This window comes from Micromonospora sp. NPDC049081 (genome assembly GCF_040648835.1).
Classification (GTDB): domain Bacteria; phylum Actinomycetota; class Actinomycetes; order Mycobacteriales; family Micromonosporaceae; genus Micromonospora; species Micromonospora antibiotica.
In genome coordinates, this window is sequence record NZ_JBEZEK010000010.1 from 60,985 (window position 1) to 86,076 (window position 25,092).

Consider the following 25,092-nt stretch of genomic DNA (forward strand, 5'->3'; position numbering starts at 1 on the left):
CGCCATGGCGCTGGCCCGGGACCGACAACCGTCGCTGCTGCGTCGGGCCGGGCTGCGTGACGCCGGGAACGACGTCGACACCGCGCGGATCGCCGGTGCCATGGCCTACCTGCGCACCCGGGGCCGGGCCACCCTGCACGACCGGCTGCACCAGGTGCACCTGGCCCTGGGCCTGGCCGTGCAGGCGGGCCTGGCCGCCGCGCTGGCCTGGATCGTGTCGCACCACCTGCTGGGCAACCCGCAACCGGTGTTCGCGCCGATCTCGGCGGTCGGCACCCTGGCCGCCTCGGTGGGCCAGCGGCTGCGCCGGACCGTGGAGCTGATCGTCGGGGTGGCGGTCGGGGTGTTCCTCGGCGACGTGCTGATCTATTTCCTCGGCACCGGGGGCTGGCAGCTCGGGTTGGTGGTGACCGCGGCCATCGTGCTCACCACCTTCTTCGGGGCCAGTGTCGCGGTGGTGATCCAGGCCGCCGCGACGGCCGTGCTGATCGTCACGCTGAGCCCGTCCACCGAGGATCTGGAACTGCCCCGGTTCGTCGACGCGTTCGTCGGCGGCGGCATCGCCCTGCTGGTCACCGCGATCCTGCTGCCGCTCAACCCGCTCCGGGTGATCAACCGGGCGGCCCGGCCGGCGCTGGACCTGCTCGCCGGCCAGCTCGACGCCTGCGCCCAGGCGCTCCGCGACCGGGACCGGGGCGCCGCCCAGCGGGCGCTGGACCGGCTCCGGGAGAACAAGGAGGAACTGGCCACCTTCACCGAAGCGATCGAAGGAGCCAAGGAGACCAGCACGCTCTCCCCGGCCCGCTGGCACCGGCGCAGCGAACTGACCCACTACGCCGAGGCGGCCGACCCGATCGACCGGGCGATGCGCAACAGCGGCACCCTGATCCGCCGGTCGGTCACCATGATCGAGGACGACGAGCCGGTGCCGGAGCCGATGCCGGACGCGGTCGCCCACCTGGCCGAGGCGGTCCGCCTGCTGCGGCACGAGTTCGCCGTCGGAGACGAGCCGGAGCGGGCCCGGGAGCGGTCGCTGCGCGCGGTCAGCGAGGCCGGCCGGGCGTACGACCAGGGGGTCGGGTTCTCCGGCAGCGTGGTGATCGCCCAGGTGCGGACCACCGCCAGTGACCTGCTGGTCGCCTCGGGGATCGAGCAGGAGGACGCCAACCGGCTGATCCGGCAGGCGTTCGGCGACAAGGAGAAACCGGGCGGTAGCCCGGCCGAACAGCACGCCGCGCCGAAACCCCCGGCCGCGCCGCCGCTGGGCTGACCCGGCCCCGGACCGGGCCGACCCGCCGGCCGGGCCGGCCCACCGCGCACCGGGAGAGCCCGGCCGAACGGGCCGGGGATGACTACGCTGATCCGCATGGCCGACACCCCGCCCGGCGGGCCCCCGCTGCCCGCGCCCGCCGTACCGTCGCCGGACGCCGCCGCGCCCCGGATGCCGCTGCGCCGCCTCGGCTGGCGGCGGGTCCTGGCGCTGGCCGGGGTGGTGCTGTTGATCGCGGCCTGCGCGGTCTACATGCTCTACACGCTCGGCTCCAACCTGGGCCTGGACGCGCTGCTGGTCGGGGTGACGGCGGCGATCCTGCCGGTGCCGGTCCTGGTGGCCTGCTTCCTCTGGCTCGACCGGTACGAACCCGAGCCGCTGAAGTACCTGATCTTCTGCTTCGCCTGGGGCGCGTTCGTCTCCACCGCCGCCTCGCTGACCGTCAACAACAGCTTCGCCGCCCTGTTCAAGGAGTGGGGGGTGTCGTCGTCGCTGACCGGGGTGCTGGTGGCCCCGTTCATCGAGGAGCTGACCAAGGCGCTCGGCCCGATCCTGCTGTTGATCTTCCGTCGCCGGGAGTGGTCCGGGATCACCGACGGTCTGGTCTACTGCGGGCTCTCCGCCGTCGGGTTCGCCATGGTGGAGAACATCCTCTACCTGGGCGGCCTCGGCTACGCCTCGGGCGTCGACCAGTGGGGGCCGGCCACCGGCGTCCGCAACGTCATCGTCATCTTCATCTCCCGGATCCTCTTCTTCGGCTTCGCCCACCCGCTGTTCACCTCGATGACCGGGGTGGGGCTGGGCATCGCCGCCCGTACCGCCGACCGGCGGATCCGGGTGCTCGCCCCGATCGCCGGCCTGCTGCTGGCGATGATGCTGCACGGCACCTGGAACCTCATCCCGACGCTCGTGCAGGCCACCGGCCAGGCGGTGATCTTCTTCTACGGCATGGTCGCGGTGATGGTGCCGATCTTCTTCGGCATGGTCGGTTTCGCGGTCTGGTTGCGGGCCTGGGAGGGGCGGCTCACCGAGCGGACCCTGCCGGACTACGTGCGGGCCGGTTGGTTGAGCCCGCCCGAGGTGGCCGCCCTGGGCAGCCTGGCCCGCCGGCACGCCGCCCGGACCTGGGCCCGGCGGGTGGGTGGGGACGCCGGGTTGCGGGCGATGCGCGGTTACCAGTTCGCCGCGACCCGGTTGGCGTTGTTGCGCGACGGGATGCGGCGCGGGCTGGACCGTAAGCCGGCGGAGCGGGAGCGCACCCTGCGGGAGGAACGGCAGTTGCTGGAGACGATCGCTGCGTACCGGTCGTTTTTCGTCGGCCGGGACCCGCAGACGCCGGTGGGGGTCTGGGACGGTCAGCGTTACCACCTGCGGTTCCCGGACGGCAGCCAGCGGACGGTCGACGCCCCGGACTCGCCGGTGGTGCCGATTCCGGTGGTGCTGACCCCACCGCCGCCCCCGGCCTACCCGGCGGGCTACGGCCCGCCCGGCTGGTACGGCCCCCGTCCGGCCGCCCCGTGGCCGCCCGGCCGGTACTGACCGCCGAACGCCGCCCGCGACCGGCAGCTGGCGCCCGTCGGCGTTGAGGCCCGGAGGCGGGTCTGGGCGCGAGGGCCGGCTGCGTGGATGTCCTCCGATTGTGGCTGAAACCCACCTCACGGGTGAACCAGTCGAATACGCTACGAATCGCCCATAGGTGACTTTAGGTCACCGAAAGGTGATTTTAGGTATTCGGGCGGCTCTCTGGAGGGGTTCATGGGTAACAGCCGACGGCTGCGGCGAGGACTGAAGGGTGCTCGCGCCGCTTCAGGGCTGAGTTCTGCCCTGATGGTGGTCGGGATGACGGGGGGACCCGCCGCCGCAGCGCAACCGATGGAAACCGCCTCCTCCACCCAGGGCGTGCGCACCGGCACCCCCGGGCCGCTGGGCCAGCACGGCGGGTGGCCGTCGTCGTGGTCGGCTGTCCGCCTGGACGTTGGCGGACCCGACGACTCGTGGGAAAGCTACCCCGACGAGACACCGGACTGCGGTCCGCAGGGCTGGCAGGGTCCGTGGGGTGGGCACGACGGGGACAAGGGATACCCGCATGGCATCAAGGGTCCCCAGGGCCCGCAAGGTGCTCAAGGGGCCCAGGGTGAGAGCGGTGCTCGCGGCCCGCAAGGGGCCCAGGGCGAGAGCGGTGCCCCGGGGAGTCAGGGCCCGCAAGGTACTCAAGGTACTCAAGGGCCGCAGGGTGTCGCGGGTGCTCAGGGGTTCCAGGGCGCGCAGGGGTCTCCGGGCGCGCAGGGCGAAACCGGTGCTCAGGGGCCTCAGGGTGATACCGGTGTGCAGGGGGCGCAAGGCGTTCAGGGTGATACCGGTGCGCAGGGGCCTCAAGGTACGCAGGGCTTCCAAGGTGCTCAGGGCGCTACCGGTCAGACCGGTGCTCAGGGTGCTCAGGGGTCTCCCGGTGAGACCGGCGCGCAGGGTGCGCAGGGGCCTCAGGGTGAGACCGGTACCCAGGGTGCGCAGGGGGCGGTGGGCGCTCAGGGCGCGCAGGGTTTCCAGGGCGCGCAGGGTGATGCCGGTGCTCAGGGCGTGCAAGGTGAGACGGGCGCGCAGGGTTTCCAGGGCGCTCAGGGCTCTTCCGGTGAGACCGGTGCTCAGGGCGCGCAGGGTGCTCAAGGGCCGCAGGGTGTGACGGGCGCTCAGGGGTCTCCGGGCGAGACCGGCGCGCAGGGTGCGCAGGGTGCGCCGGGGGCGGTGGGCGCTCAGGGTGCGCAGGGTTTCCAGGGCGCGCAGGGTGATGCCGGTGCTGCCGGTCCTCAGGGCGCGCAGGGTGACACAGGTCCTCAGGGCGCGCAGGGTCAACCCGGCGAGACGGGTGCCCAGGGTGTGCAGGGGCCTCAGGGTGACACGGGCGCCCAGGGACCTCAGGGCACGCAGGGTGCGACCGGTGCGGCCGGCGCGCAGGGAGCCCAGGGCGTCGCCGGTGAGACGGGTGCCCAGGGTGTGCAGGGTTTCCAGGGTGCGCAGGGCGACATCGGCCCGCAGGGCCTCCAGGGTGCCCAAGGCGCTCAGGGGCCTCAGGGTGACACGGGTGCCCAGGGACCCCAGGGTGCGGCGGGCCTGCAGGGCGTACAAGGGCCGCAGGGCGACGCGGGGGCGCAGGGTGCCCAGGGCGTAGCGGGCAACGGGATCCAGGCGGCCTACGTCCAGGGCCCGTTGACCGTGATCGCGGACACCCCGGTCGACTTCGGGTGCGTACCCGGAGACATCGCTGTCGGCACCGGTTACCAGCTCTCGGGCGCGGGCGTGAATCCGGTGCTGATCCAGCCGCTGTCGATCAGTGGCTACCAGTTCACCTTCACCGGCGGGGGTGCCGACATCTGGGTGTCCTGCATCTCGCCCAGCACACCGGTGGCGTTGGCCGCCCCTGCGGTCGGCAAGTCGGATCGGGCGACGGCCAAAGGTAGCCGTACCAGCCGACCGAACCGTACGTCGGACCGCCCCGGAACCGTCAAGGAGGAAAAATGAGCACGCGTCAGATTCTGGGTTCACTCGCCTGTGGTGCGGTCCTGCTTGCCGGCGTACCGGCATGTAGTGCCAAACCGGCCGACAAGCCGCAGCCCAGCAGCTCCGGTGGCAGTGACAGTGCGAAGGATGGTTCCCGTGCCGGCACCACCCCGGCGGACCTGCTGAAGCTCGGTGTCGAGCAGGGCCAGGCCGGAGACTACGACGCGGCGAAGGCCAGCTTCGAGAAGGTGGTGGCCGCCGAGGCCGACAACAAGTTCGCCTGGTTCAACCTGGGCTTCATCGCCCAGTCGCGCAACCAGGCGGACGAGGCGATCAGCAACTACGACAAGGCGTTGGCGGCTGACGCGGACTACAAGCCGGCCCTCTACAACAAGGCTATCGCCCTGGAGGGCAAGGAGCCGGCGACGTCGATGGAGATCTACCGCAAGGTCGTGTCGATCGACACGACGTCGTCGACCGCCTATCTCCGCCTGGGCATGCTGCTGTCCAAGTCCGGTGACGAGGCAGCGGCGCGGGACGCCTTCAAGGCGGCCATCCGGTTGGACAAGGAGCTCACCTCTGCGGTGCCGGCGAAGTACCGCCCGACTTCGACCGCCCGGTCCTCCGCCCCGGCGGGCAGGTGACCGGCCCGATGCACACACCGCGCGTCACGGTCTTCACCGGGAGCAACCGTACCCGGTTCATCGACGAGTGCTTCCGTTCGCTGGTGGCGCAGACCTTCACCGACTGGGAGTGGGTCGTCGTTCTCAACCAGGGGTCCCGGTGGCGGCCCGAGACTCACGACGATCGCATCCGGCTCATCGTCCAGGACGACCTCAACGGTGTGGGTGCCGTGAAGGGGTTCGCCTGCGCCGAGGCCGTCGGGGACATCCTGGTCGAACTCGACGACGACGATCTGCTCAGCAGCGACTGCCTGCAGGAGATCGTCGATGCCTTCGATTCCCACCCGGAGGTGGGGTTCGTCTACAGCGACACCGCCCAGATCCAGGAGGACGGTGGTCGCTGTGAGGACCGCTTCGCGAGTTCGTTCGGCTGGCGGCACTACGACGAGAAGGTGGACGGCCGCGAGGTGCTGGTCTGCCGGGCGTTGCCGCCGACGCCGCACAACGTGAGCTACATCTGGTACGCGCCGAACCACGTGCGGGCCTTCCGTCGGGACATCTACGAGAAGGTCGGCGGATACGACGAGTCGCTCGACGTCGCGGACGACGCCGACCTGATGGCTCGGATCTACCAGGTCAGCGAGTTCCACCACATCCAGAAGTGTCTCTACCTGCAGCGCATGCACGCCAAGAACACGCAGCGCATGCCGGAGTTCAATGCCCGCATCCAGCAGCGCACGGTCGAGATCTACGACCGGAACGTCCAACACAACGCGTTGGCCTGGTCGCGGCGACAAGGACTTCTGGCACTCGACCTGGGTGCGGCCCACAACAAGCCGGAGGGTTATCTCGGCCTGGACTGTCGCGACGGGCCGGGCGTCGACCTGGTCGGCGACGTGACGAAGGGGGTCGACCTGCCGGACGGGAGCGTCGGGGTCATTCGGGCCGTGGACTTCCTGGAGCACATCCCGGACAAGATCGCGCTCTTCAACGAGCTGTACCGGCTGCTCGCCCCGAACGGGATGCTGTTGTCGCTGACCCCCAGCACCGACGGCCGGGGTGCCTACCAGGACCCGACACACGTGGCGTTCTACAACGAGAACTCGTTCTGGTATTTCACGGACGCCAACTACTCCCGTTTCGTGCCGGAGATCCGGTGCCGATTCCAGGCGTCGCGGTTGGTCACGTACTTCCCCAGCGAATGGCACCAGGCGCACAACATCCCGTACGTCTCGGCGAACCTCATCGCGATCAAGGACGACGCCCTGCGCAACGGCGGCCTGCTGAACATCTGACCCCGCGTCCCGCGCCGGCGATCGGGTCGTGCCCGGCCGGGACCGGTCAGGTCATCAGGGTGGTGAGGAAGTCGCCGAGGCCCTGGGCCATCGCCATCAGGGCCGCCCCGATCCCCTTGAACAACTGTGCCGCCCCGTCCGGGCGGAACGCCATGAAGTAGATCAGGAAGGCGACGCTGCCCCAGAGCAGCACCTTCTTCACGAGAACCGGCATCGTCCCTCCCCAGGGCACCTGGACGTGCCTGGCTTCCCGCCAGGAAGCCGGACAAACCGGGAAGCAGACCGGGTCGGGGAGACCGCGACGAACCGGGAGGCCGGCCGGGCCGGTGGGGCCGCGATGAACCGGGAGGCCGGTCGAGCCGGGGAGGCCGTTCTACAGGTAGAGGCCGGTGCTGCCGGTGGACTCGCTCTCCACCCGCTCGGCGGCGACCGCGTGCACGTCCCGCTCGCGCAGCAGGACGTACCCCCGGCCGTGCAGTTCGACCTCGGAGCGGTCGTCAGGGTCGAAGAGCACCCGGTCGCCGGCCACCACGGCCCGCACGTGCGGGCCGACCCCCACGGCGGTGGCCCAGGACAGTCTCTTTCCGACGGCGGCGGTGGCCGGGATGACGATGCCTGCGGTGGAACGGCGTTCGCCCTCGCTGCCGTCCACCTTCACCAGCACCCGGTCGTGCAGCAGGCGGATCGGCAGGCCGGTGTCGAGGTTCGGGTCGACGGTCACGCCAAGACGCTACCGTGTGCTGCGGCGGCGTTCACCTGGTGGTGGAGCCGACGGGGTGCGGGCGGTGGGGCCGAGGCGGGCGCGGGTGGCTGGAGATGGTGCGGTTCGGGCAGGTTGAGCCGGTGCCGCGCGGGGCATTGGGTGGCGGAACTGCCCTACGGTGGCGGGCATCCGGGCGTACCCTGTCCGGGCCGTCGCCGTCGGTGATCCGGCGTCGTTCTTCAGGAGGTGCGCTTGAGCCGCTTCGAGCGGGTACGCGGCCGGCTCCGCCGCGCGTACGAGTCCGGACGGGAGTCGGTCCGCGCGGGGCGTGCCGATCCGGTCGACGTACCCGAGGGCGCCGCAGTGGCCACCCCCGCGTCGCCCGGCCCGCCGGCCGCCCCGTCGGCGACGGTGGTCGGGGTCGAGCCTCCGGCGGCCATGCACAACTCCACCTCCAGCCGCGACGACGCGGACGTGCCGCACGCGCTGCGGATCGCCGCCGCCTGGTCGTGGCGGTTGATCGTGATCGGCGTGGTCACCTGGGCGCTGCTGAGGATCGTCGGGACGATCAGCATCGTGATCATCCCGCTGGCGGTGGCGCTGCTGCTCTCCGCGCTGCTCGCCCCGGCGGTGGGCTGGCTGCTGCGGGCCCGGTTCCCCCGCTCGCTGGCCACCGCGGTGGTGATGGTCGGCGGCCTGGTCGCGGTCTTCGGCACGCTGACCCTGGTGGTCAACGAGTTCATCCAGGGTGTGCCGGAGCTGAGCGAGAAGTCGTCGCAGGGGGTGCGGCAGATCCAGGACTGGCTCAAGACCGGCCCGTTGCACCTGTCCGACAGCCAGCTCAACCGCTACATCGAAGAGGCGCAGGGCTGGATCAACGGCAACACCGAGAAGTTCACCAGCGGGGCGCTCGCCACCGCCACCACCCTGGCCGAACTGCTCACCGGTGCCGTCCTGGTGCTCTTCGCCACCTTCTTCTTCCTGCGTGACGGCAACCGGATCTGGCGGTTCCTGGTCCGCCTGCTGCCGGTCGCCGCCCGGTGGAAGGTCGACGACGCCGGTCGGGCGTCCTGGGCGACGCTCGGCGCGTACGTGCGGGCCACCGTGCTGGTGGCGTTCATCGACGCGGTGGGCATCGGCATCTTCCTGGTGGTCTTCGACGTCCCGTTCGCGTTCCCGCTGGCCGCCCTGGTGTTCCTCGGGGCGTTCATTCCGATCGTCGGCGCGTTCCTCTCCGGGGTGGTGGCGGTGCTGGTGGCGCTGGTCGACAGCGGCCCGGTGACCGCCCTGATCATCCTGGGCGTGGTGATCGGTGTGCAGCAGGTCGAGGGGCACCTGCTCCAGCCGTTGATCATGGGGCGGGCGGTGGCCATCCACCCGCTCGCGGTGATCATCGGGATCGCCGCCGGGGTGGTGCTCGCCGGCATCACCGGTGCGCTGGTCGCGGTGCCGCTGATCGCGGTGCTCAACACCGCCGTCCGTCGGCTCGCCGCCCGCAGCGTGCCGGACACCCCGCCCGACGCCGTGGTGGTCGCCGCCCAGGCCCCCTGACCGCAGACCGACGACACCCCGACAGCCGCCCGTCCCCCTGTGGGGCGGGCGGCTGTCGCGTGGTCAGAGCTTGGCGAGACGCTCCAGGGCGCCCTGGGCCACCTCGGGCCGGGTGGTGTACCAGAACGGTGGCAGCGAGCGGCGCAGGAACGGGCCGTAGCCGCGCGCCGTCTCCAGCCGCGAGTCGAGCACCGCCACCACCCCCCGGTCGCCGGTGGCCCGGATCAGCCGCCCCACGCCCTGGGCCAACCGGACCGCGGCGATCGGCACGCTGACCGCCGAGAAGCCGGAACCGCCGCCCGCGTCCACCGCCGCCGCCCGCGCCGCCGCCAGCGGCTCGTCGGGGCGCGGGAAGGGCAGCCGGTCGATCACCACGAGCTGGCACGCGTCGCCCGGCACGTCCACCCCCTGCCAGAGCGACATCACCCCGAACAGGCAGCTCGACCGATCCTCGCGGAACCGGCGCACCAGCAGCGGCAACGCCTCCTCGCCCTGGAGCAGCACCGGCAGGTCGGTGCGCGCCCGGACCAGCTCCGCGGCCTGCTGCGCGGCCCGCCGGGAGGAGAACAACCCGAGGGTACGACCACCGAGCGCGCCGACCAGCCGCAGCAGCTCCTCGCCGGCCGCCTCGGGCAGCCCGGAGACGCTGGGCCGGGGCAGGTGCGCGGCGACGTACAGGATGCCCTGCCGGGCGTAGTCGAACGGTGAGCCGACGTCGAGGGACGACCAGCCCGGCCCCGACGTGGCCGGTACGACGCCGGTGGCGGCCCGGCTGCCCGGTGTGGTGGCGACCCCACCGGCCTGCGGTGCGGCGGACGCGGTGCCCCCCGGGACGACGCCGGTCGACCGGCCGGCGGCGGCGGTGGCCAACGCGGCGGCGGCCGGGGACGGTGGGGCGGGCGGCGGCGCGTCCAGGCCCAACGCCCGGGCCACCGTGTCGAACCGGCCGCCCAGCGCCAGGGTCGCCGAGGTGGCGACCACGGTGCGCTCGTCGTACAGGTGGGTGGCGAGGGTGCCGGCGACCGACAGCGGCGCGACCACCAGCGCCCGGCGGCTGCCGTTGTCCGGCTTCTCCACCCAGGCCACGTCGTGGTCGCCCTCCTCCAGCAGCCGCTGCGCGGTGGTCGACAGCTCGTCGAGCACCGCCTTGGCCTGCTGCTTACGGACCGGGTCCGGGTCGTCGGCCTTGACGTCGCCGATCGCGTCGAGCGCGGCCCGGGTGGCCGCGTCTAGCAACGTGCACGCCTCCCGTAACGGGCCGGGCAGCCCGCCGGTGAGCCGACCGGCGGGGGCCTCGGCGAGCCCGACGGCGAGCGCGTCACCGGCCTCGGTGAGCCGGTCGGCGACGTCCGGTCGCAGCAGCGGGCGGGCCCGCCGGGCGGACCGGTCGATCAGCTCCGGCACCAGCTCGGCCTGCGCGGCCGAGGAGACCCGGTCGGCCAGCTCGTGCGCCTCGTCGACGATCAGCAGCTTGTGCGGCGGGACGATGTGCCGGCCGGCCAGCATGTCCACCGCGAGCAGGCTGTGGTTGGTGACCACCACGTCGGCCTCCCGGGCGCGGGCCCGGGACGCCTCGGCGAAACACTCCTGGCCGAACGGGCAGCGCGACGCCCCCACGCACTCGCGGGCGGGCATCGAGACCAGCCGCCACGCCTGGTCGTCGACGCCCGGGTCCAGCTCGTCCCGGTCGCCGGTGTCGGTCTTCTCGGCCCAGTCGCGCAGCCGTTGGATCTGCTTGCCCATCCGGCCGGCCTCGCCGAGCCACTTCGTCCCGCCGGCGGGCCGCTCGGCGGGGGCGTCGAAGAGGGTGTCCTCCGGCTCGTCCTCGGTGGAGTTGTCCAGCCGGGCCAGGCAGAGGTAGTGGTGCCGCCCCTTGAGCACGGCGAAGGTGGGACGGCGACCGAGCAGCGGCTCGACCGCGTCGGCGAGCCGGGGCAGGTCGTGCTCGACCAGCTGGGACTGCAACGCCAGGGTGGCGGTGGAGACCACCACCGGCCCGTCCACGGTCAACGCCGGGGCCAGGTAGGCAAGCGACTTGCCGGTGCCGGTGCCCGCCTGCACCAGCAGGTGCTCGCGGGCGGCGACGCTGCGCTCGATCGCCTCGGTCATCTGCTGCTGGCCCGGCCGGGTCGCGCCGCCGGGGACCGCGCCGACCGCCGCCGCGAGCAGTTCGGTGCCGCTCGGTCGGCCCCCGCGCCGTCGGCCGGAGCGGGCCGACGGGGTGCTGGGGCCGGCGGCGGTACGGGGCGGAGTCACCGTGCGACGGTACCCGCCGCCGCCGACAGTGGACGCGCCGCTGCCCCCCGCGTGGCGCGGTCACTGTCCGGATTGTCGTGACCTCGGACGGGTCAACTCGCTGCGGCGGGGAGGGGTCGGAATCGGCTAGGGTGCGATTCATGCCGAGCGACGTGGTCCGTGTGATCTACCGCAAGTACGACGGCAGCGCCCACCGTGACTACCCGGCCCGCCGGCTGGCCGAGGACGACCTCGGGGTGTGGCTGGGGGTGACCGAGGGCACCGAGTCGGTCTACCACGGCCGCCCCTCGGTGGAGCGGATCCCCTTCGTCCTGCTGGTGCCGCACCGGGCCTGGTGGACGGGGATGTTCAACCCGCCGCCACGGACCAGCGAGGTCTACTGCGACATCGCCACCCCGGCCCGCTGGGAGGGCGACGACACCGTGCACCTGATCGACCTCGACCTGGACGTGGTGCGCCGCCGGGGCACCGGGCTGGTGGAGTTGCGCGACGAGGACGAGTTCGCCGAGCACCGGGTCCGGTTCGGCTATCCGGACGAGGTGGTGGTGCAGGCCCAGGCGGCGGCGGCCCGGCTGCTCACCGCCCTCGGTGACGGCACCGAGCCGTTCGCCTCGGCGTACCGGAAGTGGCTGGCCCTGGTGGTCTGATCCGGGGCCGGCGGGTCCGCCCGGGGCCGGCCGGTCGACGGGGGCGGGTCACCAGCGCGGTGGCCAGGTGGCGTCGGGGGCCAGCTCGGGCAGCCGGGGGAGCTTGTCCGGGTTGAGCTGGTGGAACAGGCCGGTGACCCGGCCGTCGTGCACGGCGAACCCGGTGACCATCCGCAGCAGCCGACCGTCGGGCTGGACCGTCTCCAGGTGCAGGCCGAGCACCCCGTCGACCAGCACCGGCGCGGCCCGCAGGCGTTGGCCGTACCGGCCGGCCCGGGCGAAGAGGCCGAGCAGGAAGCGGGCCACCGGGTCGACGCCGACGATCGGTCGCCGGGCCGTCGGGAAGTGCCCGCCGCTGTCGCCGATCAGCACCACGTCCGGGGCGAGGACCCGGACGAGCGCGTCGAGGTCGCCGGATTCGGTCGCGGCGGCGAAGGCGGCCAGCACCCGGCGCTGCTCGGCGGGGTCGGCGGTGTGCCGGGGCACGTCGTCGGCGGTGACCGCCCGGCGGGCCCGGGAGGCGTGCTGGCGGGCCGCCTCGGGGGTGCTCGCCAGCACCTCGGCGATCCGGGCGAACGGCACCGCGAACACGTCGTGCAGGACGAAGGCGACCCGCTGTTCGGGGCTGAGCCGTTCCAGGACGACCAGCAGGGCGGTGCCGACCTGGTCGCGCCGGACGGCCCGGTCGGCCGGGTCGGGGGCGAAACCGTCCGGCCCCGGCACGCCACCGCCCAGCGGGGTGACCACCGGCTCCGGCAACCACTGCCCCGGGTACGTCTCGCGGCGGACCCGGGCCGAGCGGAGCACGTCGAGGCAGATCCGGGCGCAGGTGGTGGTGAGCCAGCCGCCCAGGTGCCTGATCTCGGCCCGGTCGGCCGGGTCGGCGAGCGCACCGGAGTACCGCAGCCAGGTTTCCTGGACGGCGTCCTCCGCCTCGCTGCGGCTGCCGAGCATCCGGTACGCCACCGCGGTGAGCCGCCCGCGTTCGGCCTCGAACTCCGTCACCAGGTCCACCGTCACCACAACCTCCCCGGGGTCGAGCGGATTCTCCCCCACCCACCGGACGGGCCGGCCCCGGCGGATGTGACACCGCCCCCGGCCGCGCCCGGGAGGCGGTGGGTGCGGTGGTGGGCGAGGATCGGGGGATGCGCGCAGACGAGCAGACGGAGATCGTCGTACCCGAGGGTGGGACGGTGCGGGAGTTGTTGCGGGTGCCCTCCGGCGACGGGCCGGTCGACCTGGGGGCGGTCGACCCCCGGTCCACCCCGGGTCTGCCGGCGGCGGCGGGCGGGGGGAAGGACCGTAAGCCCTGGGCCCGCCGGCAGGTCGAGCTGATCGGTGCCGGGTTGGCCCGGCAGCAGGAGATGCTCTTCGCCACCGCCAAGGCGGCCGGTGAGCCGGATGCGCCCACCTCGGCTCCGAGCGGTGGCGGGTCGAAGTTGCGGCCGGGGCGGCCGGGGCGGCTGCTGCTGGTGCTCCAGGCGATGGACTGCGGGGGCAAGGACGGCACCGTGAAGCGGGTGGCCGGCGCGATGAACCCGCTCGGCCTGCACATCCGGTCCTTCGGCCCGCCGACCCGGCAGGAGCTGCGGCACGACTTCCTGTGGCGGATCCGCCGGGCGCTGCCCCCACCCGGGTACGTCGGCGTCTTCAACCGGTCGCACTACGAGGACGTGCTGGTGGCCCGGGTCGACGCCCTGGTGCCGGAGGAGACCTGGCGGGCCCGGTACGACCGGATCAACGCCTTCGAGCGGGAGCTGACCGACGGCGGGGTGACCCTGGTGAAGGTGATGCTGCACATCTCCCCGCAGGAGCAGGCGCGGCGGTTGGCGGATCGGTTGACCGACCCGACGAAGTTCTGGAAGTACCAGCCGAGCGACCTCGACTCCCGGGCCCGCTGGGGCGACTACCAGGCCGCGTACGCGGAGGCGCTGGGGCGCTGCGACACGGATGCCGCGCCGTGGTTCCTGGTGCCGGCGGACCGTAAGTGGTACCGGGACTGGGCGGTGGCGCATCTGCTGCGGGAGACGTTCGAGGGTCTTGATCTGGGGTATCCCGCTGCGGCTTTCGACGTGGAGCGGGAGCGCCAGCGGTTGGCGAGTGGCGGCGGTGGCGGCCGAGGTGAACAGCAGGTGAACGAGCGGTGAATCGGGTCTGACCAGGGGTGGGCCGACGGAGGCCCGCTCCGGTGGGGTACCTAGCATGCTTCAGCGGGCGCCCCCTGGGGCGGCGGCCACCCTTCCACCGACACGACGAGGTCCGTGCTGTGAAGTTTTCCTTCCGTCCCACCGAGGGCGCTTTCTACGAGCTCTTCACCAGGGCCGCGCAGAATCTGGTGAAGGGCACCGAGCTGCTCAACGAGCTGGCCCTGCCCGGCGTCGACGTGCAGTCGGTCAGCGAGCGGCTGACCGAGGTCGAGCACGACAGCGACCAGATCACCCACGATCTCTACAAGAAGATCAACTCCACCTTCATCACCCCGTTCGACCGGGAGGACATCTACCGGCTGGGCTCGCTGCTCGACGACGTGATGGACCACCTGGAGGCGGTCGGCAACCTGCTCTACCTCTACGGCCTCACCAAGCTCCCGTCGCTGCCGCGCGAGCTGCACGAGCTGGTCAACGTGCTCGACCTCCAGGCGAAGCTGACCGCCGAGGCGATGCCCCGGCTCAAGTCGATGAAGGATCTCGAGGACTACTGGATCGAGTGCAACCGGCTGGAGAACGACGGCGACCAGGCGTACCGGATGCTGCTGGTCCGGCTCTTCTCCGGCGAGTACGACGCGCTGACCGTGCTCAAGATGAAGGAGGTCGCCGACGAGCTGGAGGCCGCCTGCGACGCCTTCGAGCACGTGGCGAACACAGTCGAGACCATCGCGGTCAAGGAGTCCTGATCCTGTGAGTCCCGAACTCATCGCCGTGCTGGCGGTGATCGCGGTGGCCCTGGCGTTCGACTACACCAACGGCTTCCACGACGCCGCCAACGCGATCGCGACAAGCGTCTCCACCCGGGCGCTGACCCCCCGGCTCGCCCTGGGCCTCGCCGCGGTCGGCAACTTCGTCGGCGCGCACTTCGGTGCCGGCGTGGCAAAGACCGTCGGCGACGGCCTGGTCACCCTGCCCACCGGGGTGGGCAGCCTCGGAGTGGTCTTCGCCGGGGTGCTCGGTGCCATCGCCTGGAACCTGATCACCTGGTACTTCGGCCTGCCCTCGTCGTCCTCGCACGCGCTGTTCGGCGGGCTGGTCGGGGCGACCCTGCTCTCCACCGGCGGTGTGGTGCAGTGGGTCACCATCGGCGAGAAGGTCATCCTGCCGATGGTCCTGTCGCCGATCGTCGGCCTCACCCTCGGTTACCTGCTGATGCTGGCCATCCTGTGGGCGTTCCGCAAGGGGCAGCCGGGCAAGCTCAACCGGGGTTTCCGCTGGGCGCAGACCGCCTCGGCGGCGGCCATGTCGGTCGGCCACGGCATGCAGGACGCCGCGAAGACCATGGGCATCGTGGTGCTGGCCCTCTACACGGGCGGTTTCCAGGACGACAAGACGCACATCCCGGGCTGGGTCTTCTGGACCTCGGCGACCATGCTGGCGCTCGGCACGTACGCCGGTGGGTGGCGGATCATCCGGACCCTCGGTCGCAAGATCATCGACCTGGGCCCGCCGGAGGGCTTCGCCGCCGAGACGGTGGCCAGCGCGGTGCTCTACTTCAACGCCCTGGTGCTCAAGGCCCCGATCTCCACCACCCACACGATCACCTCGGCGATCATGGGGGTGGGTGCCACCAAGCGGCTCTCCGCCGTGCGCTGGAACGTGGCCGGCAACATCGTGCTCGCCTGGATCATCACCTTCCCGGCCGCCGCGCTGATCGCCTGCCTCACCTACCTGGTGGTCCGCCCGCTGTTCTGACCGCCGTCGGGAGGGGCGCCCCGGACCGGGGTGCCCCTCCCGATGTCGTTCTCAGGCGTACTCGACGCCGATCCGGGCCCGGATGTCGTCCAGCAGGGCCATCACCTCCAGGGTGACGGCGTGCGGCACGAGCGGGCTCTCGGTCAGCCCGGCGGCCAGGCAACGCTGCACCTCGGCGGCCTCGTACTGGTAGCCGCCGCCGGCCGGGTCGTCGGTGAGCGTCTCCGGCTCGGCCCCGGCCCGGTGCAGCACCGCCGACCCGGGGCGGAAGAACGGCTCGGGCAGTTCGATCCGGCCGGTGGTGCCGGTGATCGCGGCGGTCAACGGGGTCGCCCCCACCATGCCGCAGCCGAGCGTGGCGACCGCACCCGAGTCGTACCCGAAGACGATGCCGGTGTTCTCGTCCACCCCCTCCGGGCTGAGCTTCGCCCAGGCATGCACGTGCTGCGGCGCACCGAGCAGCAGGTGGGCCAGGCTCACCGGATAGACGCCCAGGTCCAGCAGTGCGCCGCCGCCCAGCGCCGGATTGCGCATCCGGTGCTCCGGCGGGAACGGCCCGGCCACCCCGAAGTCGGCCCGTACACCGGTCACCTCGCCGATCGCCCCGGCCCGGACCAGCTCGACCAGGCGCAGGATCAGCGGGTTGGTCCGCATCCACATGGCCTCCATCAGGAAGACCCCCCGGGCCCGCGCCAGGTCGACCAGCTCGGTGCTGGTGGCCAGGTCGAGGGTGAACGGCTTCTCCAGCAGCACCGCCCGCCCGGCCTCCAGGCAGACCCGGGCGGCCTCGTGGTGGGCGGCGTGCGGGGTGGCCACGTAGATCGCGTCCAGCTCGTCGTCGGCGGCCAGCTCCGCCCAGGAGCCGTACGCCCGGCCGGCGCCGTACCGGGTGGCGAACCGCTCGGCGCTCTCCGTCGTCCGTGAGCCGACCGCGACCAGCTCGGCCCCGGGCACCAGCCGTAGGTCCTCGGCGAACCGGCCGGCGATATGGCCGGTGGACAGAATCCCCCAACGTGTCATGGGTTCACGCTAACCCGCCGCCCAGGCCGGCCCGCCGCCACTGTCCGGTCCGCCCGCCGCCGTCGCCCGGGCCCGCCCCTGCCCCTGCCGCTGCCACTGCTTGGCTCGGCCTACCGCCGCTGTCGGGCCTGCCCGCCGCTGTCGTCTGCCCGCTCGCCGCCGTTGGTCCGGTCGCTGTCCGCCCAACCGTCACCCCGGCTGCGGCCCGGTCGCTGGTCCGCCCGGCGGCGGCGTACCACCGGGGGTCGTCGGCCCCGGGGTGGTCGGTGTGTCGGAGCTAGGCTCGGCCCATGACGATCGACAGTCCCGGTTTTCCCGCCCCGCCGGCCCTGGTCGAGCACGCCCGTCGGTTCCACGCCGAGGGGGCCACCCCGGTGACGCCCCGGGTCGCGGCCACCGTGCTGCTGCTCCGCCCGGCCGGCACCGACTTCGAGGTGTACGTCATCCGCCGGGTCGCCGCGATGGCCTTCGGCGGGGTGTACGCCTTCCCCGGCGGTGGCGTGGACCCGTCGGACTCCGAGGCGCACCTGGACTGGGCCGGTCCCGGTCCGGCGGCCTGGGCGGAACGGCTGGGCGTCACTCCCGACGCCGCGCAGGCGGTGGTGTGCGCCGCCGCGCGGGAGGTATTCGAGGAGGCCGGCGTGCTGCTGGCCGGACCCGGCGGCGGCCCGGCGGTCGCTGGTGTCGGCGGGGGCGGTGCTGTGGGTGGGGCCGGTGCTGCGGGTGGGGCCGGTGCTGCGGGTGGGGCCGGCGTCGGTGGCCCGGTGACCGGCGGGACCGGTGGGCGGGCGAGTGGTGGGGCCGGTGGTGTCGGCGGCCCGGTGACCGGCGACGTCGGCGGTTCGGTGGTGGGCGACGTCAGCGGGGACGACTGGGAGACCGCGCGGCAGGACCTGGAGGCACGTCGACGGGGCTTCGCCGGGCTGCTCGCCGAGCGGCAGCTCACCCTCCGGTCCGACCTGCTGCTGCCCTGGAGCCGGTGGATCACCCCGGAGTTCGAGCCGCGTCGCTTCGACACGTACTTCTTCGTTGCTCTGCTGCCCGAGGGGCAGCGGACCCGGGACGTCTCCGGCGAGGCCGACCACACCATGTGGGTCCGCCCGGCGGATGCCCTGGCCCGCGCACGGGCCGGTGAGCTGACCATGCTCCCGCCCACCCTGGTCACCCTGGCCGAGGTCGCCGCCGCTGCTGCCGACGGCGCTGCCGGTGCCGGCGCCGGTGTTGCCGCCGGTGATGGTGCCCGTTGCATTGCTGCGGTGGCGCGTGCCTCGGCGGCCCGGGACGCGGCCACTCCGGTGACCCCCCGCCTCCACGTCCCCGAGGACGGTACCCCGTACTTCACCCTCGCCTGACCGGCCACGTTCCGCGTCGGGCGGGCGGTCCAGCGGCTGCCGACCTCCACCCGCAGCTGGCCGGTGTGGGCAAGCCTGCCCCGGTCGGTGTGGGTCGCCGTGGTCCGGCCGGGTGTGGGCCAGCCTGTTTCGGCCGGTGTGGGTCGCCGTGGTCCGGTCGGTGCGGGTCGGTGCCGCTGTGCCCCCGCCGCAGCCGGTTCCCGCCGTAGCTGGTGCCGCTGCGCCTCCACCCGTGTAGGTCCACCTCGGGCCCTGTCGAGCTGATGACGCTGGCGGCTCACCAGCACCGCCGGTGCGGGCAGCTCGCCATGACACCGGGGCGGGCCCTCGTCAGGGCGGTGGTACCGGTGACGTCGCCGGGCGGGTGAATCGTCGACGTCATCAGCTCGACAGGGCCCGAAGGAGTGTTCCGAGACCCCGCCCCCACTGCTCCGGCGGTCGTCCCGCAGGGACTCCCACCCCCGCAGCACGCCCCACCCCGCACGCCTTCACCCCCGCAGGCCCCACCCCCACCCCCGCTCGCACCGGCGCAGCGGAGCGGCCGGGGTCAGCCGAAGCGGCCGGTGATGTAGTCCTCGGTCTTCTTCTGGCTGGGGTTGCTGAAGATCTTCTGGGTGTTGTCGTACTCGATGAGCCGGCCGGGGTCGCCGGTCTTCTCGATCGAGAAGAAGGCGGTGCGGTCGGAGACCCGGGCCGCCTGCTGCATGTTGTGGGTGACGATGATGATGGTGAACTTGTCCTTGAGCTGGAACATCAGGTCCTCGATGGCCAGCGTCGAGATCGGGTCCAGCGCCGAGCAGGGCTCGTCCATCAGCACCACCTGCGGCTCGACCGCGATGGTCCGGGCGATGCACAGCCGCTGCTGCTGACCACCGGACAGGCCCGCGCCGGGCTTGCCGAGGCGGTCCTTGACCTCGTCCCACAGGTTCGCCGCGCGCAGCGCCTTCTCGGCGGCCTCGTCCAGGATGGACTTCTTGCGCACCCCGTTGAGCCGCAGCCCGGCCACCACGTTCTCGAAGATGCTCATGGTGGGGAACGGGTTGGGGCGCTGGAACACCATGCCGATCATGCGGCGGACGGCGGTCACGTCGACGTCGCGGTCGTAGACGTCCTGACCGTCGATGGTCAGGCTGCCCTCGACCCGGGCGCCCGGCAGCACCTCGTGCATCCGGTTGATCGACCGCAGGAAGGTCGACTTGCCGCAGCCGGACGGGCCGATCAGGGCGGTGACCGTCTTCGGCTCGACCGTCAGGTTGATGTTCTCGATCGCCTTGAAACCGCCGTAGTAGGCGGTCACGTCGGTGGCGTCGATGCGCTTGGCCATGGTGGTACCTCCGGGGTTCATCGGCCGAGCCGGTTGCGGCGGGCCAGCAGCTTCGCGGCGACGGTGAGCACGAGCACGAGGACGACCAGGGTCAACGCCGCCGTCCAGGCCCGTGCCGGTGAATACTTCGACGCCTCGCCGGCCTGCTGGTAGACGAACAGGGCCAGCGACGACTGGTTGTTCTCGAACGGGTTGAAGTTGATCGCCGCACCGCCACCGGCGACGAGCAGCACCGGGGCGGTCTCCCCGGCGGCCCGCGCGATGGAGAGCATGATGCCGGTGACGATGCCGGGCAGCGCGGTGGGCAGCACCACCCGCAGGATGGTCTTCCACTTCGGCACGCCGAGGGCGTACGCCCCCTCCCGCAGCGGCGCGGGGACCAGCCGCAGCATCTCCTCGGTGGAGCGGACCACCGTCGGGAGCATCAGCACGCTCAACGCGAGTGCGGCGGCGAAGCCGGAGAAACCGGGCTGGCCGTCGTTGAACCACGGGGACACGATCAGTACCCAGAAGGCCAGCACGAACAGGCCGGTGACGATGGACGGGATGCCGGTCATCACGTCGACGAAGAACCGGATGGTGAAGGCGAACCGGCCCCGCCCGTACTCGACGATGTAGATTGCGCAGAGCACGCCGAGCGGGACGGTGATCGCGGTGGCGATGCCGACCTGCTCCAGGGTGCCGACGATGGCGTGGTACGCGCCGCCGTTGGCGTCGCGGGCCCCGATGTTGTTCATCGAGCTGCCGAAGAAGTCGCCGTCGAGCCGGGCGGTGCCCTTGCTGAACAGCGTCCACACCACCGAGGCCAGCGGCAGCACGGCCAGCACCAGGGCGGAGTGGATCAGGGCGCTCCAGAACCGGTTGCGGGCCGACCGGCGGCCCTCCACCGCGTTGGCGGCGGCGAACAGGCCGGCCAGGTAGAGCAGCGCGCCGAGCACCACGACCAGGACCGGGCCGCCGAGGTCGACGCCGTAGACGAGGCCGGCGGAGACCAGCAGGGCCAGCACCGCCAGGGCGGGGGCGGCGTACCCGGGCAGGCGTTTCGCCCGCAGGCTGTCCGGCTGGGCCGGTGGGCGGGAACGGCGGGGGGTGAGGGTGGTGGTCATGCGGCCGACTCCGTGAACTCGCGGCGGCGGTAGATGATCGCCCGCGCGGTGATGTTGACGACCAGCGTGATGGCGAAGAGCACCAGGCCGGACGCGATGAGCGCACCCCGGCCGGTCTCGTTGGCCTCCGCGAACCGGTTGGCGATGTTCGCGGCGATGCTGTTGCCGCCGTTGGCGAGGATGTTGAACGAGATGGCGTACGTCGAGCCGAGGGTGAGCGCGAGCGCGATGGTCTCGCCGAGCGCCCGGCCGAGGCCGAGCATGACGGCGGCGATGATGCCGGGCCGGCCGTACGGCAGGACCGCCGTGCGCAGCATCTCCCAGCGGGTGGCCCCCAGCGCGATGGCGGCCTCCTCGTTGGCGGTCGGGGTCTGGAGGAACACCTCGCGGGAGAGTGAGGTGATGATCGGCAGCACCATGATCGCCAGGACGAGGGACCCGAGCAGGATCGAGTTGCCGTACGGGCCGTCACCGAAGATCGGGATCCAGCCGAAGTACCGGTTCAGCCAGGCCGACAGGTCGGCGACCGGCCCGACGAGGTAGTCCCGCCCCCACAGGCCGAACACCACGCTCGGCACGGCGGCCAGCAGGTCGATCACGAAGCCCAGGGCGGTGCCGAGCCGCCGTGGCGCGTAGTGCGACAGGTAGAGGGCGATGCCCAGCGCCACCGGCACCGCGACCAGCAGGGCCAGCAGCGCGGTGAGCAGGGTGCCGAAGGCGAGCGCGCCGATGCCGAACGTGGGTGGATCGTCGTTGGGGAACCAGCCCTCGAAGGTCCAGAAGTTCGCACTGTTGGCCCGCAGCGCCGGCACGGCCTTGGCGACCAGGAAGACCGCGATGGCCGCGATGACGACCAGCACGGTGACACCGGCGGCCAGGGTCACGCCACGGAACGCCCGTTCCGCGCCGAACGCGCGGGCCCGGGGCAGCCCGCCGCCCCCGCCCAGGCCGTGGTCGTCGTCGTGGGGGGTACGGGTGCTGACTGGTGCCTCGGCCACACGCGCCGAGGCACCGGCGGACCGCTCGTGACCCTGGGTCACGGCATGCCCGCCGGTGCCGGCGTGTGCCGAGCGGTGAGGGGTTTCACCCATCTGCTCGCTCGCTTCGACTTGAGGAGGTGTTGTCGCTCGGGAGGGTCAGCCGAGGTTCTTGACTGCGGTCTCGACCTTGGTGCGGACCGAGTCGGGCAGCGGGGCGTAGCCCAGCTCCACCAGCTCGGCCTGGCCCTCGGTGCTGGCGGCGTGGCCCAGCAGGCCCTTGACCAGTGGCAGCTTGTCGGCGGCGATGCCCTTGCTGCAGACGATCTCGTAGGTCACCAGGACGATCGGGTACGCCCCGGCCTCCTTGGTGGCGTAGTCGATCGACATCTTGAGGTCGTCGCCCTGGCCCTCGATCTTTGCCCCGGCGATGGTCTTGCCGGCCGACTCGGCGGTCAGCTCGGCGTACTCGCCGGCACCGTTCTGCACCTTGGCCTTCTTGAGGCCGGAGTTCTCGGCGTACGACCACTCGACGTAGCTGATCGTGCCCTCGGTGCTCTTGACCTTGGCGGCGACACCGTCGGACTTGGGGGCGCCGAGCCCGCCCGGGGCCTTCCACGCCTTGTTGTTGCCGAAGGTCCAGTCCGTCGCGGCGGTCTTCGACAGGAACTTGGTGAAGTTGTCGGTGGTGCCCGACTCGTCGGAGCGGTGCACCGTCTGGATCGCGGTGGAGGGGAGCGTGGCGTTCGGGTTGTCGGCCTTGATCGCCGGGTCGTCCCACTTGGTGACCTTGCCGGCGAAGATCTGCGCCAGGGTGGCCGGCTTGAGCTGGAGGTTGTCCAGGCCGCCGACGTTGTAGACGACCGCGACCGGGCCGATCACCATCGGCAGGTTGAGCGCCGCGCCGCCGGTGCACTTGGCGTCGGCCTGCGGCTGCTCCTCCGGCTTGAGGGCGGAGTCGGAGCCGGCGAAGTCGGCGGTGCCGGCGATGAACGCCTGGATGCCCGCGCCGGAGCCGCTGGCCTCGTAGTTGATCGTGGTGCCGGCGCACTTCTGCTGGTAGGCCTTGATCCACTCGGCCATGGCGTTCTTCTGCGCGGAGGAGCCCTGCGCGTTCAGGGTGCCCTTGCCACAGTCGGCCGCGCTGGCCGAGCCGGAGGCGGAGGCGCTGGCCGGCTCGTTGTTGTCCGAGCCGCAGGCGCTGAGGCCGAGGACCGCGGTAAGAGCGAGGCAGGCAATGGCGCCGTGCCGCTGGAGCTTCACCTGAGGGGTTTCCCTTCACGTCTTTGGTCAGGTCGCCCGGATTGGGGCCCGAGTGCCGGCGCGCTGACCGGCTGACACGAAAGCTAGAAGTGCCAGGTAGACGGTTCGCCGGTCGGAAGTGAACGGGGCATGAACAGCCCCGGCCGGGAAGGTGACCGCTGCCTGAGGGAGGGTTGTCCGTTAGGTGAACTGCCGTCCCGGTATCCGCATTGATGCGATATATCCGGGCAGCCGTTATCCGGGCGTGGCCCCGCCGTTACCGCACGGAGACCGCACCGGTCGTGCCCCGGCCGGTCACCGGCCGGGGTGGAGTGGACGGGAGAGCGTCAGCCCAGGTGGTAGTTCACGTGCCCGCACCAGCGGGCGAAACCGAGCCGCTCATAGAGCGAGACGGCCGCCGTGTTCGACTCGTCGACGTAGAGCATCACCCGGTCCAGCCCGCGCCGGTCCCGCAGGTAGGCCAGCCCGGCGGTGGTGAGCGCCCGGCCCAGGCCGCCACCGTGCGCGTCCGGGTCCACCCCCACCACGTAGACCTCGCCGATGCGGGCCGAGCCGGGCCGCTCGTGCACCTTGGTCCAGTGGAAGCCGAGCAGCCGCCCGGCAGCGTCGACGGCGAGCAGGAAACCGGCCGGGTCGAACCACGGCTCGGCCAGCCGGGCCCGTAGGTCGGCGGTGGTCCACCGGCCCTGCTCCGGGTGCCCGGCGAAGGCGCGGGCGTTGAGCGCGAGCCAGGCGTCGTCGTCCTCGCCGGGGCGGAAGGACCGCAGTGTCGCCCCGGCGGGCAGGTGGGGTTCCGACACCGGGTCGGTCAACGAGCGGCGCAACTGCCAGAGGACCCGGGCCCGCGCGAAGCCCAGGTCGACCGCGAGGGCCGCGGCGGACGGGTGGTCGCCGTGCGCCCAGGCCCGCACCGGTCCGGGAGTCGCCGCGAGTACGCCCCGGGCCAGCGCCCGTCCGGTGCCCCGCCGCCGGAAACCCGGGCGCACCACCAGCTCCACCCCGACACCGGACGTCGGGTCGGTGGTGTCCAGGTGGGCGTACCCGGTCAGGGTGCCGTCGAGGGCGTGGGTGGTCAGGTGCCGGGCTGCCGCCTGCGGGTCGCGCAGCCGCAGCAGGGTGTGCTCGTCGAAGGGGTCGGCTCCGTCGGTGTCGCCCGCGAGGCGGGCCAGGGCCAGCACCTCGGTCACCTCGGCCGGGGTGAGCCGGTCGCTCTGGGTCAACCGGTCGGTCGTCGACTCGCCGCTGCTCATCTGATCACCGTAGCGGGATCCGCCCGGTCGTCCCGCCCGTCGATCGGTTCAGTTGGCCCCGCCGGGCGGCAGCGCCTCCAGGCGGAACCGGGCGAGCAGGTCGGGCAGGATCCGGCGCAGCGCGTCCACGGTGCCCTGCCGGTCGCCACCGGCGTCGTGCATGAGCACGACCGCGCCCGGCCCGGTGTCCCGGGTGACCACCGTGGTGATCTTCGCGGCACCGGGGACCTGCCAGTCGTTGGGGTCGACGGTCCAGTGCAGCGGGGTCATCCCCAGCCCCTCGGCGACCGACACCACCGGGTACGTCCAGGCCCCGCCGGGCTGCCGGAAGTAGCTGATCCGGGCGTCCGGCACGGCGGCGTGGATGGCCTCGTTGGTCCGGATCAGGTCGGCCCGGATCAGGGCGGGGGAGCGCTTGCCGAGCAGCACGTCGTGGTGCCACGAGTGGTTGCACAGGGTGTGCCCGTCGGCGACGATCGCCTGGAGCAGCTCCGGATGGTCCTGGGCGTTCTCGCCGACCACGCAGAACGTCGCCTTGACCCCGTACGCGCGGAGCACGTCCAACACCTGCGGCGTGTACGTCGGGTCCGGCCCGTCGTCGAAGGTCAGCGCGACCTCGCCGGTGCCGGTGCTGGCGTGGCTGCCGAACGGGCCGTCGCCGCCGCTGGCCGGCTGGGCCGAGTCCGGGTCGGTCCCGTCGGCGGTGGGGGCGCCGGTGGGGCCGGTGCCGTCCGGGCCGGTCGGTGCAGCGTCCGGGTCGGCGGGTTGCTCGCCGTACTGGGCGCCGCCGATCTGCGTCGACGCGCCGATCGGCTGCCGGGGTGGGGCCGGGGTCATGCTGCGCCCGAGGGCGTAGGTGGACCCGAGCAGGGCGGCCAGCACCAGGGTGACGACGCCGACGGTCCCACCGGTCGACCGGGGGCGCATCAGTGCCCCCACCGGTCAGGATGACGGGACGGCCCTCTCGTCGCCCCCGTGGTCAGTGCACGCACCGTCGCCCCTTTCACTCCCGCTGATTACGGCAATAAGAATAGAGCCGACAACAGGTGCAAAAGGGG

The 25,092-nt window shown here is 72.5% G+C and carries 21 protein-coding genes and 1 pseudogene; 11 read left to right on the forward strand and 11 right to left on the reverse strand.

Annotation, left to right across the window (positions count from 1 at the left end; genetic code table 11):
- Positions 1-10: 10 nt before the first annotated feature.
- The 5 genes and pseudogenes from AB0B63_RS16675 to AB0B63_RS16695 all read left to right on the forward strand — a co-directional run bounded on the left by AB0B63_RS16675 (position 11) and on the right by AB0B63_RS16695 (position 6,683).
- On the forward strand, positions 11-1,270 hold the full coding sequence (locus tag AB0B63_RS16675) for an FUSC family protein (protein WP_357019599.1): 1,260 nt from the start codon (positions 11-13) through the stop codon (positions 1,268-1,270).
- Between the two features lie 59 nt (positions 1,271-1,329).
- A pseudogene (locus tag AB0B63_RS16680) lies at positions 1,330-2,809 on the forward strand (PrsW family intramembrane metalloprotease); the annotation flags it as partial.
- 978 nt (positions 2,810-3,787) lie between these two features.
- A complete protein-coding gene (locus AB0B63_RS16685) occupies positions 3,788-4,786 on the forward strand; it encodes a hypothetical protein (protein WP_357019292.1) in 999 nt (332 codons plus the stop codon).
- A complete protein-coding gene (locus AB0B63_RS16690) occupies positions 4,783-5,409 on the forward strand; it encodes a tetratricopeptide repeat protein (protein WP_208567858.1) in 627 nt (208 codons plus the stop codon). The genes AB0B63_RS16685 and AB0B63_RS16690 overlap by 4 nt, the downstream gene beginning before the upstream one ends.
- 8 nt (positions 5,410-5,417) lie before the next feature.
- The gene (locus AB0B63_RS16695) at positions 5,418-6,683 is read left to right on the forward strand and encodes a glycosyltransferase (RefSeq protein ID WP_357019295.1); all 1,266 of its coding nucleotides are present in this window, start codon (positions 5,418-5,420) and stop codon (positions 6,681-6,683) included.
- A gap of 46 nt (positions 6,684-6,729) precedes the next feature.
- Here the strand turns inward: AB0B63_RS16695 and AB0B63_RS16700 are convergent, their stop codons facing one another.
- Both AB0B63_RS16700 and AB0B63_RS16705 read right to left on the reverse strand, forming a co-directional pair.
- On the reverse strand, positions 6,730-6,897 hold the full coding sequence (locus AB0B63_RS16700) for a hypothetical protein (RefSeq protein WP_208567860.1): 168 nt from the start codon (positions 6,895-6,897) through the stop codon (positions 6,730-6,732).
- Between the two features lie 159 nt (positions 6,898-7,056).
- Positions 7,057-7,404 carry a co-chaperone GroES gene (locus AB0B63_RS16705; protein WP_208567861.1) on the reverse strand — a complete coding sequence of 116 codons (348 nt, stop codon included), beginning with the start codon at positions 7,402-7,404 and terminating at the stop codon, positions 7,057-7,059.
- A gap of 228 nt (positions 7,405-7,632) precedes the next feature.
- Here AB0B63_RS16705 and AB0B63_RS16710 point away from each other — a divergent pair, with 228 nt between their 5' ends.
- On the forward strand, positions 7,633-8,937 hold the full coding sequence (locus tag AB0B63_RS16710) for an AI-2E family transporter (RefSeq protein WP_307799318.1): 1,305 nt from the start codon (positions 7,633-7,635) through the stop codon (positions 8,935-8,937).
- Between the two features lie 63 nt (positions 8,938-9,000).
- Here the strand turns inward: AB0B63_RS16710 and AB0B63_RS16715 are convergent, their stop codons facing one another.
- On the reverse strand, positions 9,001-11,193 hold the full coding sequence (locus tag AB0B63_RS16715; RefSeq protein ID WP_357019300.1) for an ATP-dependent DNA helicase: 2,193 nt from the start codon (positions 11,191-11,193) through the stop codon (positions 9,001-9,003).
- Positions 11,194-11,333: 140 nt separating this feature from the next.
- Here AB0B63_RS16715 and AB0B63_RS16720 point away from each other — a divergent pair, with 140 nt between their 5' ends.
- On the forward strand, positions 11,334-11,840 hold the full coding sequence (locus AB0B63_RS16720; protein WP_357019303.1) for a DUF402 domain-containing protein: 507 nt from the start codon (positions 11,334-11,336) through the stop codon (positions 11,838-11,840).
- 48 nt (positions 11,841-11,888) lie between these two features.
- Here AB0B63_RS16720 and sigJ read toward each other — a convergent pair whose 3' ends face one another.
- A complete protein-coding gene (gene sigJ, locus AB0B63_RS16725) occupies positions 11,889-12,845 on the reverse strand; it encodes an RNA polymerase sigma factor SigJ (RefSeq protein ID WP_357019306.1) in 957 nt (318 codons plus the stop codon).
- Between the two features lie 140 nt (positions 12,846-12,985).
- Between sigJ and AB0B63_RS16730 the strand changes: the two genes are divergently transcribed.
- The 3 genes from AB0B63_RS16730 (at position 12,986) to AB0B63_RS16740 (ending at position 15,742) form a co-directional block, all read left to right on the forward strand.
- Positions 12,986-13,987: a PPK2 family polyphosphate kinase gene (locus AB0B63_RS16730; RefSeq protein WP_357019309.1), complete on the forward strand. Its 1,002-nt coding sequence runs from the start codon at positions 12,986-12,988 to the stop codon at positions 13,985-13,987.
- A 119-nt stretch (positions 13,988-14,106) separates the two neighbouring features.
- The gene (locus tag AB0B63_RS16735; protein ID WP_067311399.1) at positions 14,107-14,733 is read left to right on the forward strand and encodes a DUF47 family protein; all 627 of its coding nucleotides are present in this window, start codon (positions 14,107-14,109) and stop codon (positions 14,731-14,733) included.
- Positions 14,734-14,737: 4 nt separating this feature from the next.
- Positions 14,738-15,742 carry an inorganic phosphate transporter gene (locus AB0B63_RS16740; protein ID WP_208567867.1) on the forward strand — a complete coding sequence of 335 codons (1,005 nt, stop codon included), beginning with the start codon at positions 14,738-14,740 and terminating at the stop codon, positions 15,740-15,742.
- Between the two features lie 51 nt (positions 15,743-15,793).
- Here AB0B63_RS16740 and AB0B63_RS16745 read toward each other — a convergent pair whose 3' ends face one another.
- Positions 15,794-16,762, reverse strand: a complete 969-nt coding sequence (locus tag AB0B63_RS16745; protein ID WP_208567868.1) for a Gfo/Idh/MocA family oxidoreductase — start codon at positions 16,760-16,762, stop codon at positions 15,794-15,796.
- 290 nt (positions 16,763-17,052) lie between these two features.
- Here AB0B63_RS16745 and AB0B63_RS16750 point away from each other — a divergent pair, with 290 nt between their 5' ends.
- Positions 17,053-18,114: an NUDIX hydrolase gene (locus AB0B63_RS16750; RefSeq protein WP_357019314.1), complete on the forward strand. Its 1,062-nt coding sequence runs from the start codon at positions 17,053-17,055 to the stop codon at positions 18,112-18,114.
- Between the two features lie 547 nt (positions 18,115-18,661).
- On the opposite strand, the gene pstB is transcribed toward AB0B63_RS16750, so the two are convergent.
- From pstB to AB0B63_RS16780, 6 genes are all read right to left on the reverse strand, one after another.
- Positions 18,662-19,438, reverse strand: a complete 777-nt coding sequence (gene pstB, locus AB0B63_RS16755) for a phosphate ABC transporter ATP-binding protein PstB (protein ID WP_208567870.1) — start codon at positions 19,436-19,438, stop codon at positions 18,662-18,664.
- Positions 19,439-19,455: 17 nt separating this feature from the next.
- Positions 19,456-20,544, reverse strand: a complete 1,089-nt coding sequence (gene pstA, locus AB0B63_RS16760) for a phosphate ABC transporter permease PstA (protein WP_208567871.1) — start codon at positions 20,542-20,544, stop codon at positions 19,456-19,458.
- Entirely contained in the window at positions 20,541-21,635 is a 1,095-nt protein-coding gene (pstC, locus tag AB0B63_RS16765; RefSeq protein ID WP_219464917.1) for a phosphate ABC transporter permease subunit PstC, read from the reverse strand. Before pstC ends, pstA begins: the two co-directional genes overlap by 4 nt.
- 45 nt (positions 21,636-21,680) lie before the next feature.
- Positions 21,681-22,784 (reverse strand): phosphate ABC transporter substrate-binding protein PstS, encoded by a 1,104-nt coding sequence (gene pstS, locus AB0B63_RS16770; protein ID WP_357019320.1) that lies wholly within the window; start codon positions 22,782-22,784, stop codon positions 21,681-21,683.
- Between the two features lie 326 nt (positions 22,785-23,110).
- A complete protein-coding gene (gene mshD / locus AB0B63_RS16775) occupies positions 23,111-24,034 on the reverse strand; it encodes a mycothiol synthase (RefSeq protein ID WP_357019323.1) in 924 nt (307 codons plus the stop codon).
- A 48-nt stretch (positions 24,035-24,082) separates the two neighbouring features.
- The gene (locus AB0B63_RS16780; RefSeq protein ID WP_357019326.1) at positions 24,083-24,961 is read right to left on the reverse strand and encodes a polysaccharide deacetylase family protein; all 879 of its coding nucleotides are present in this window, start codon (positions 24,959-24,961) and stop codon (positions 24,083-24,085) included.
- Positions 24,962-25,092: the final 131 nt, after the last annotated feature.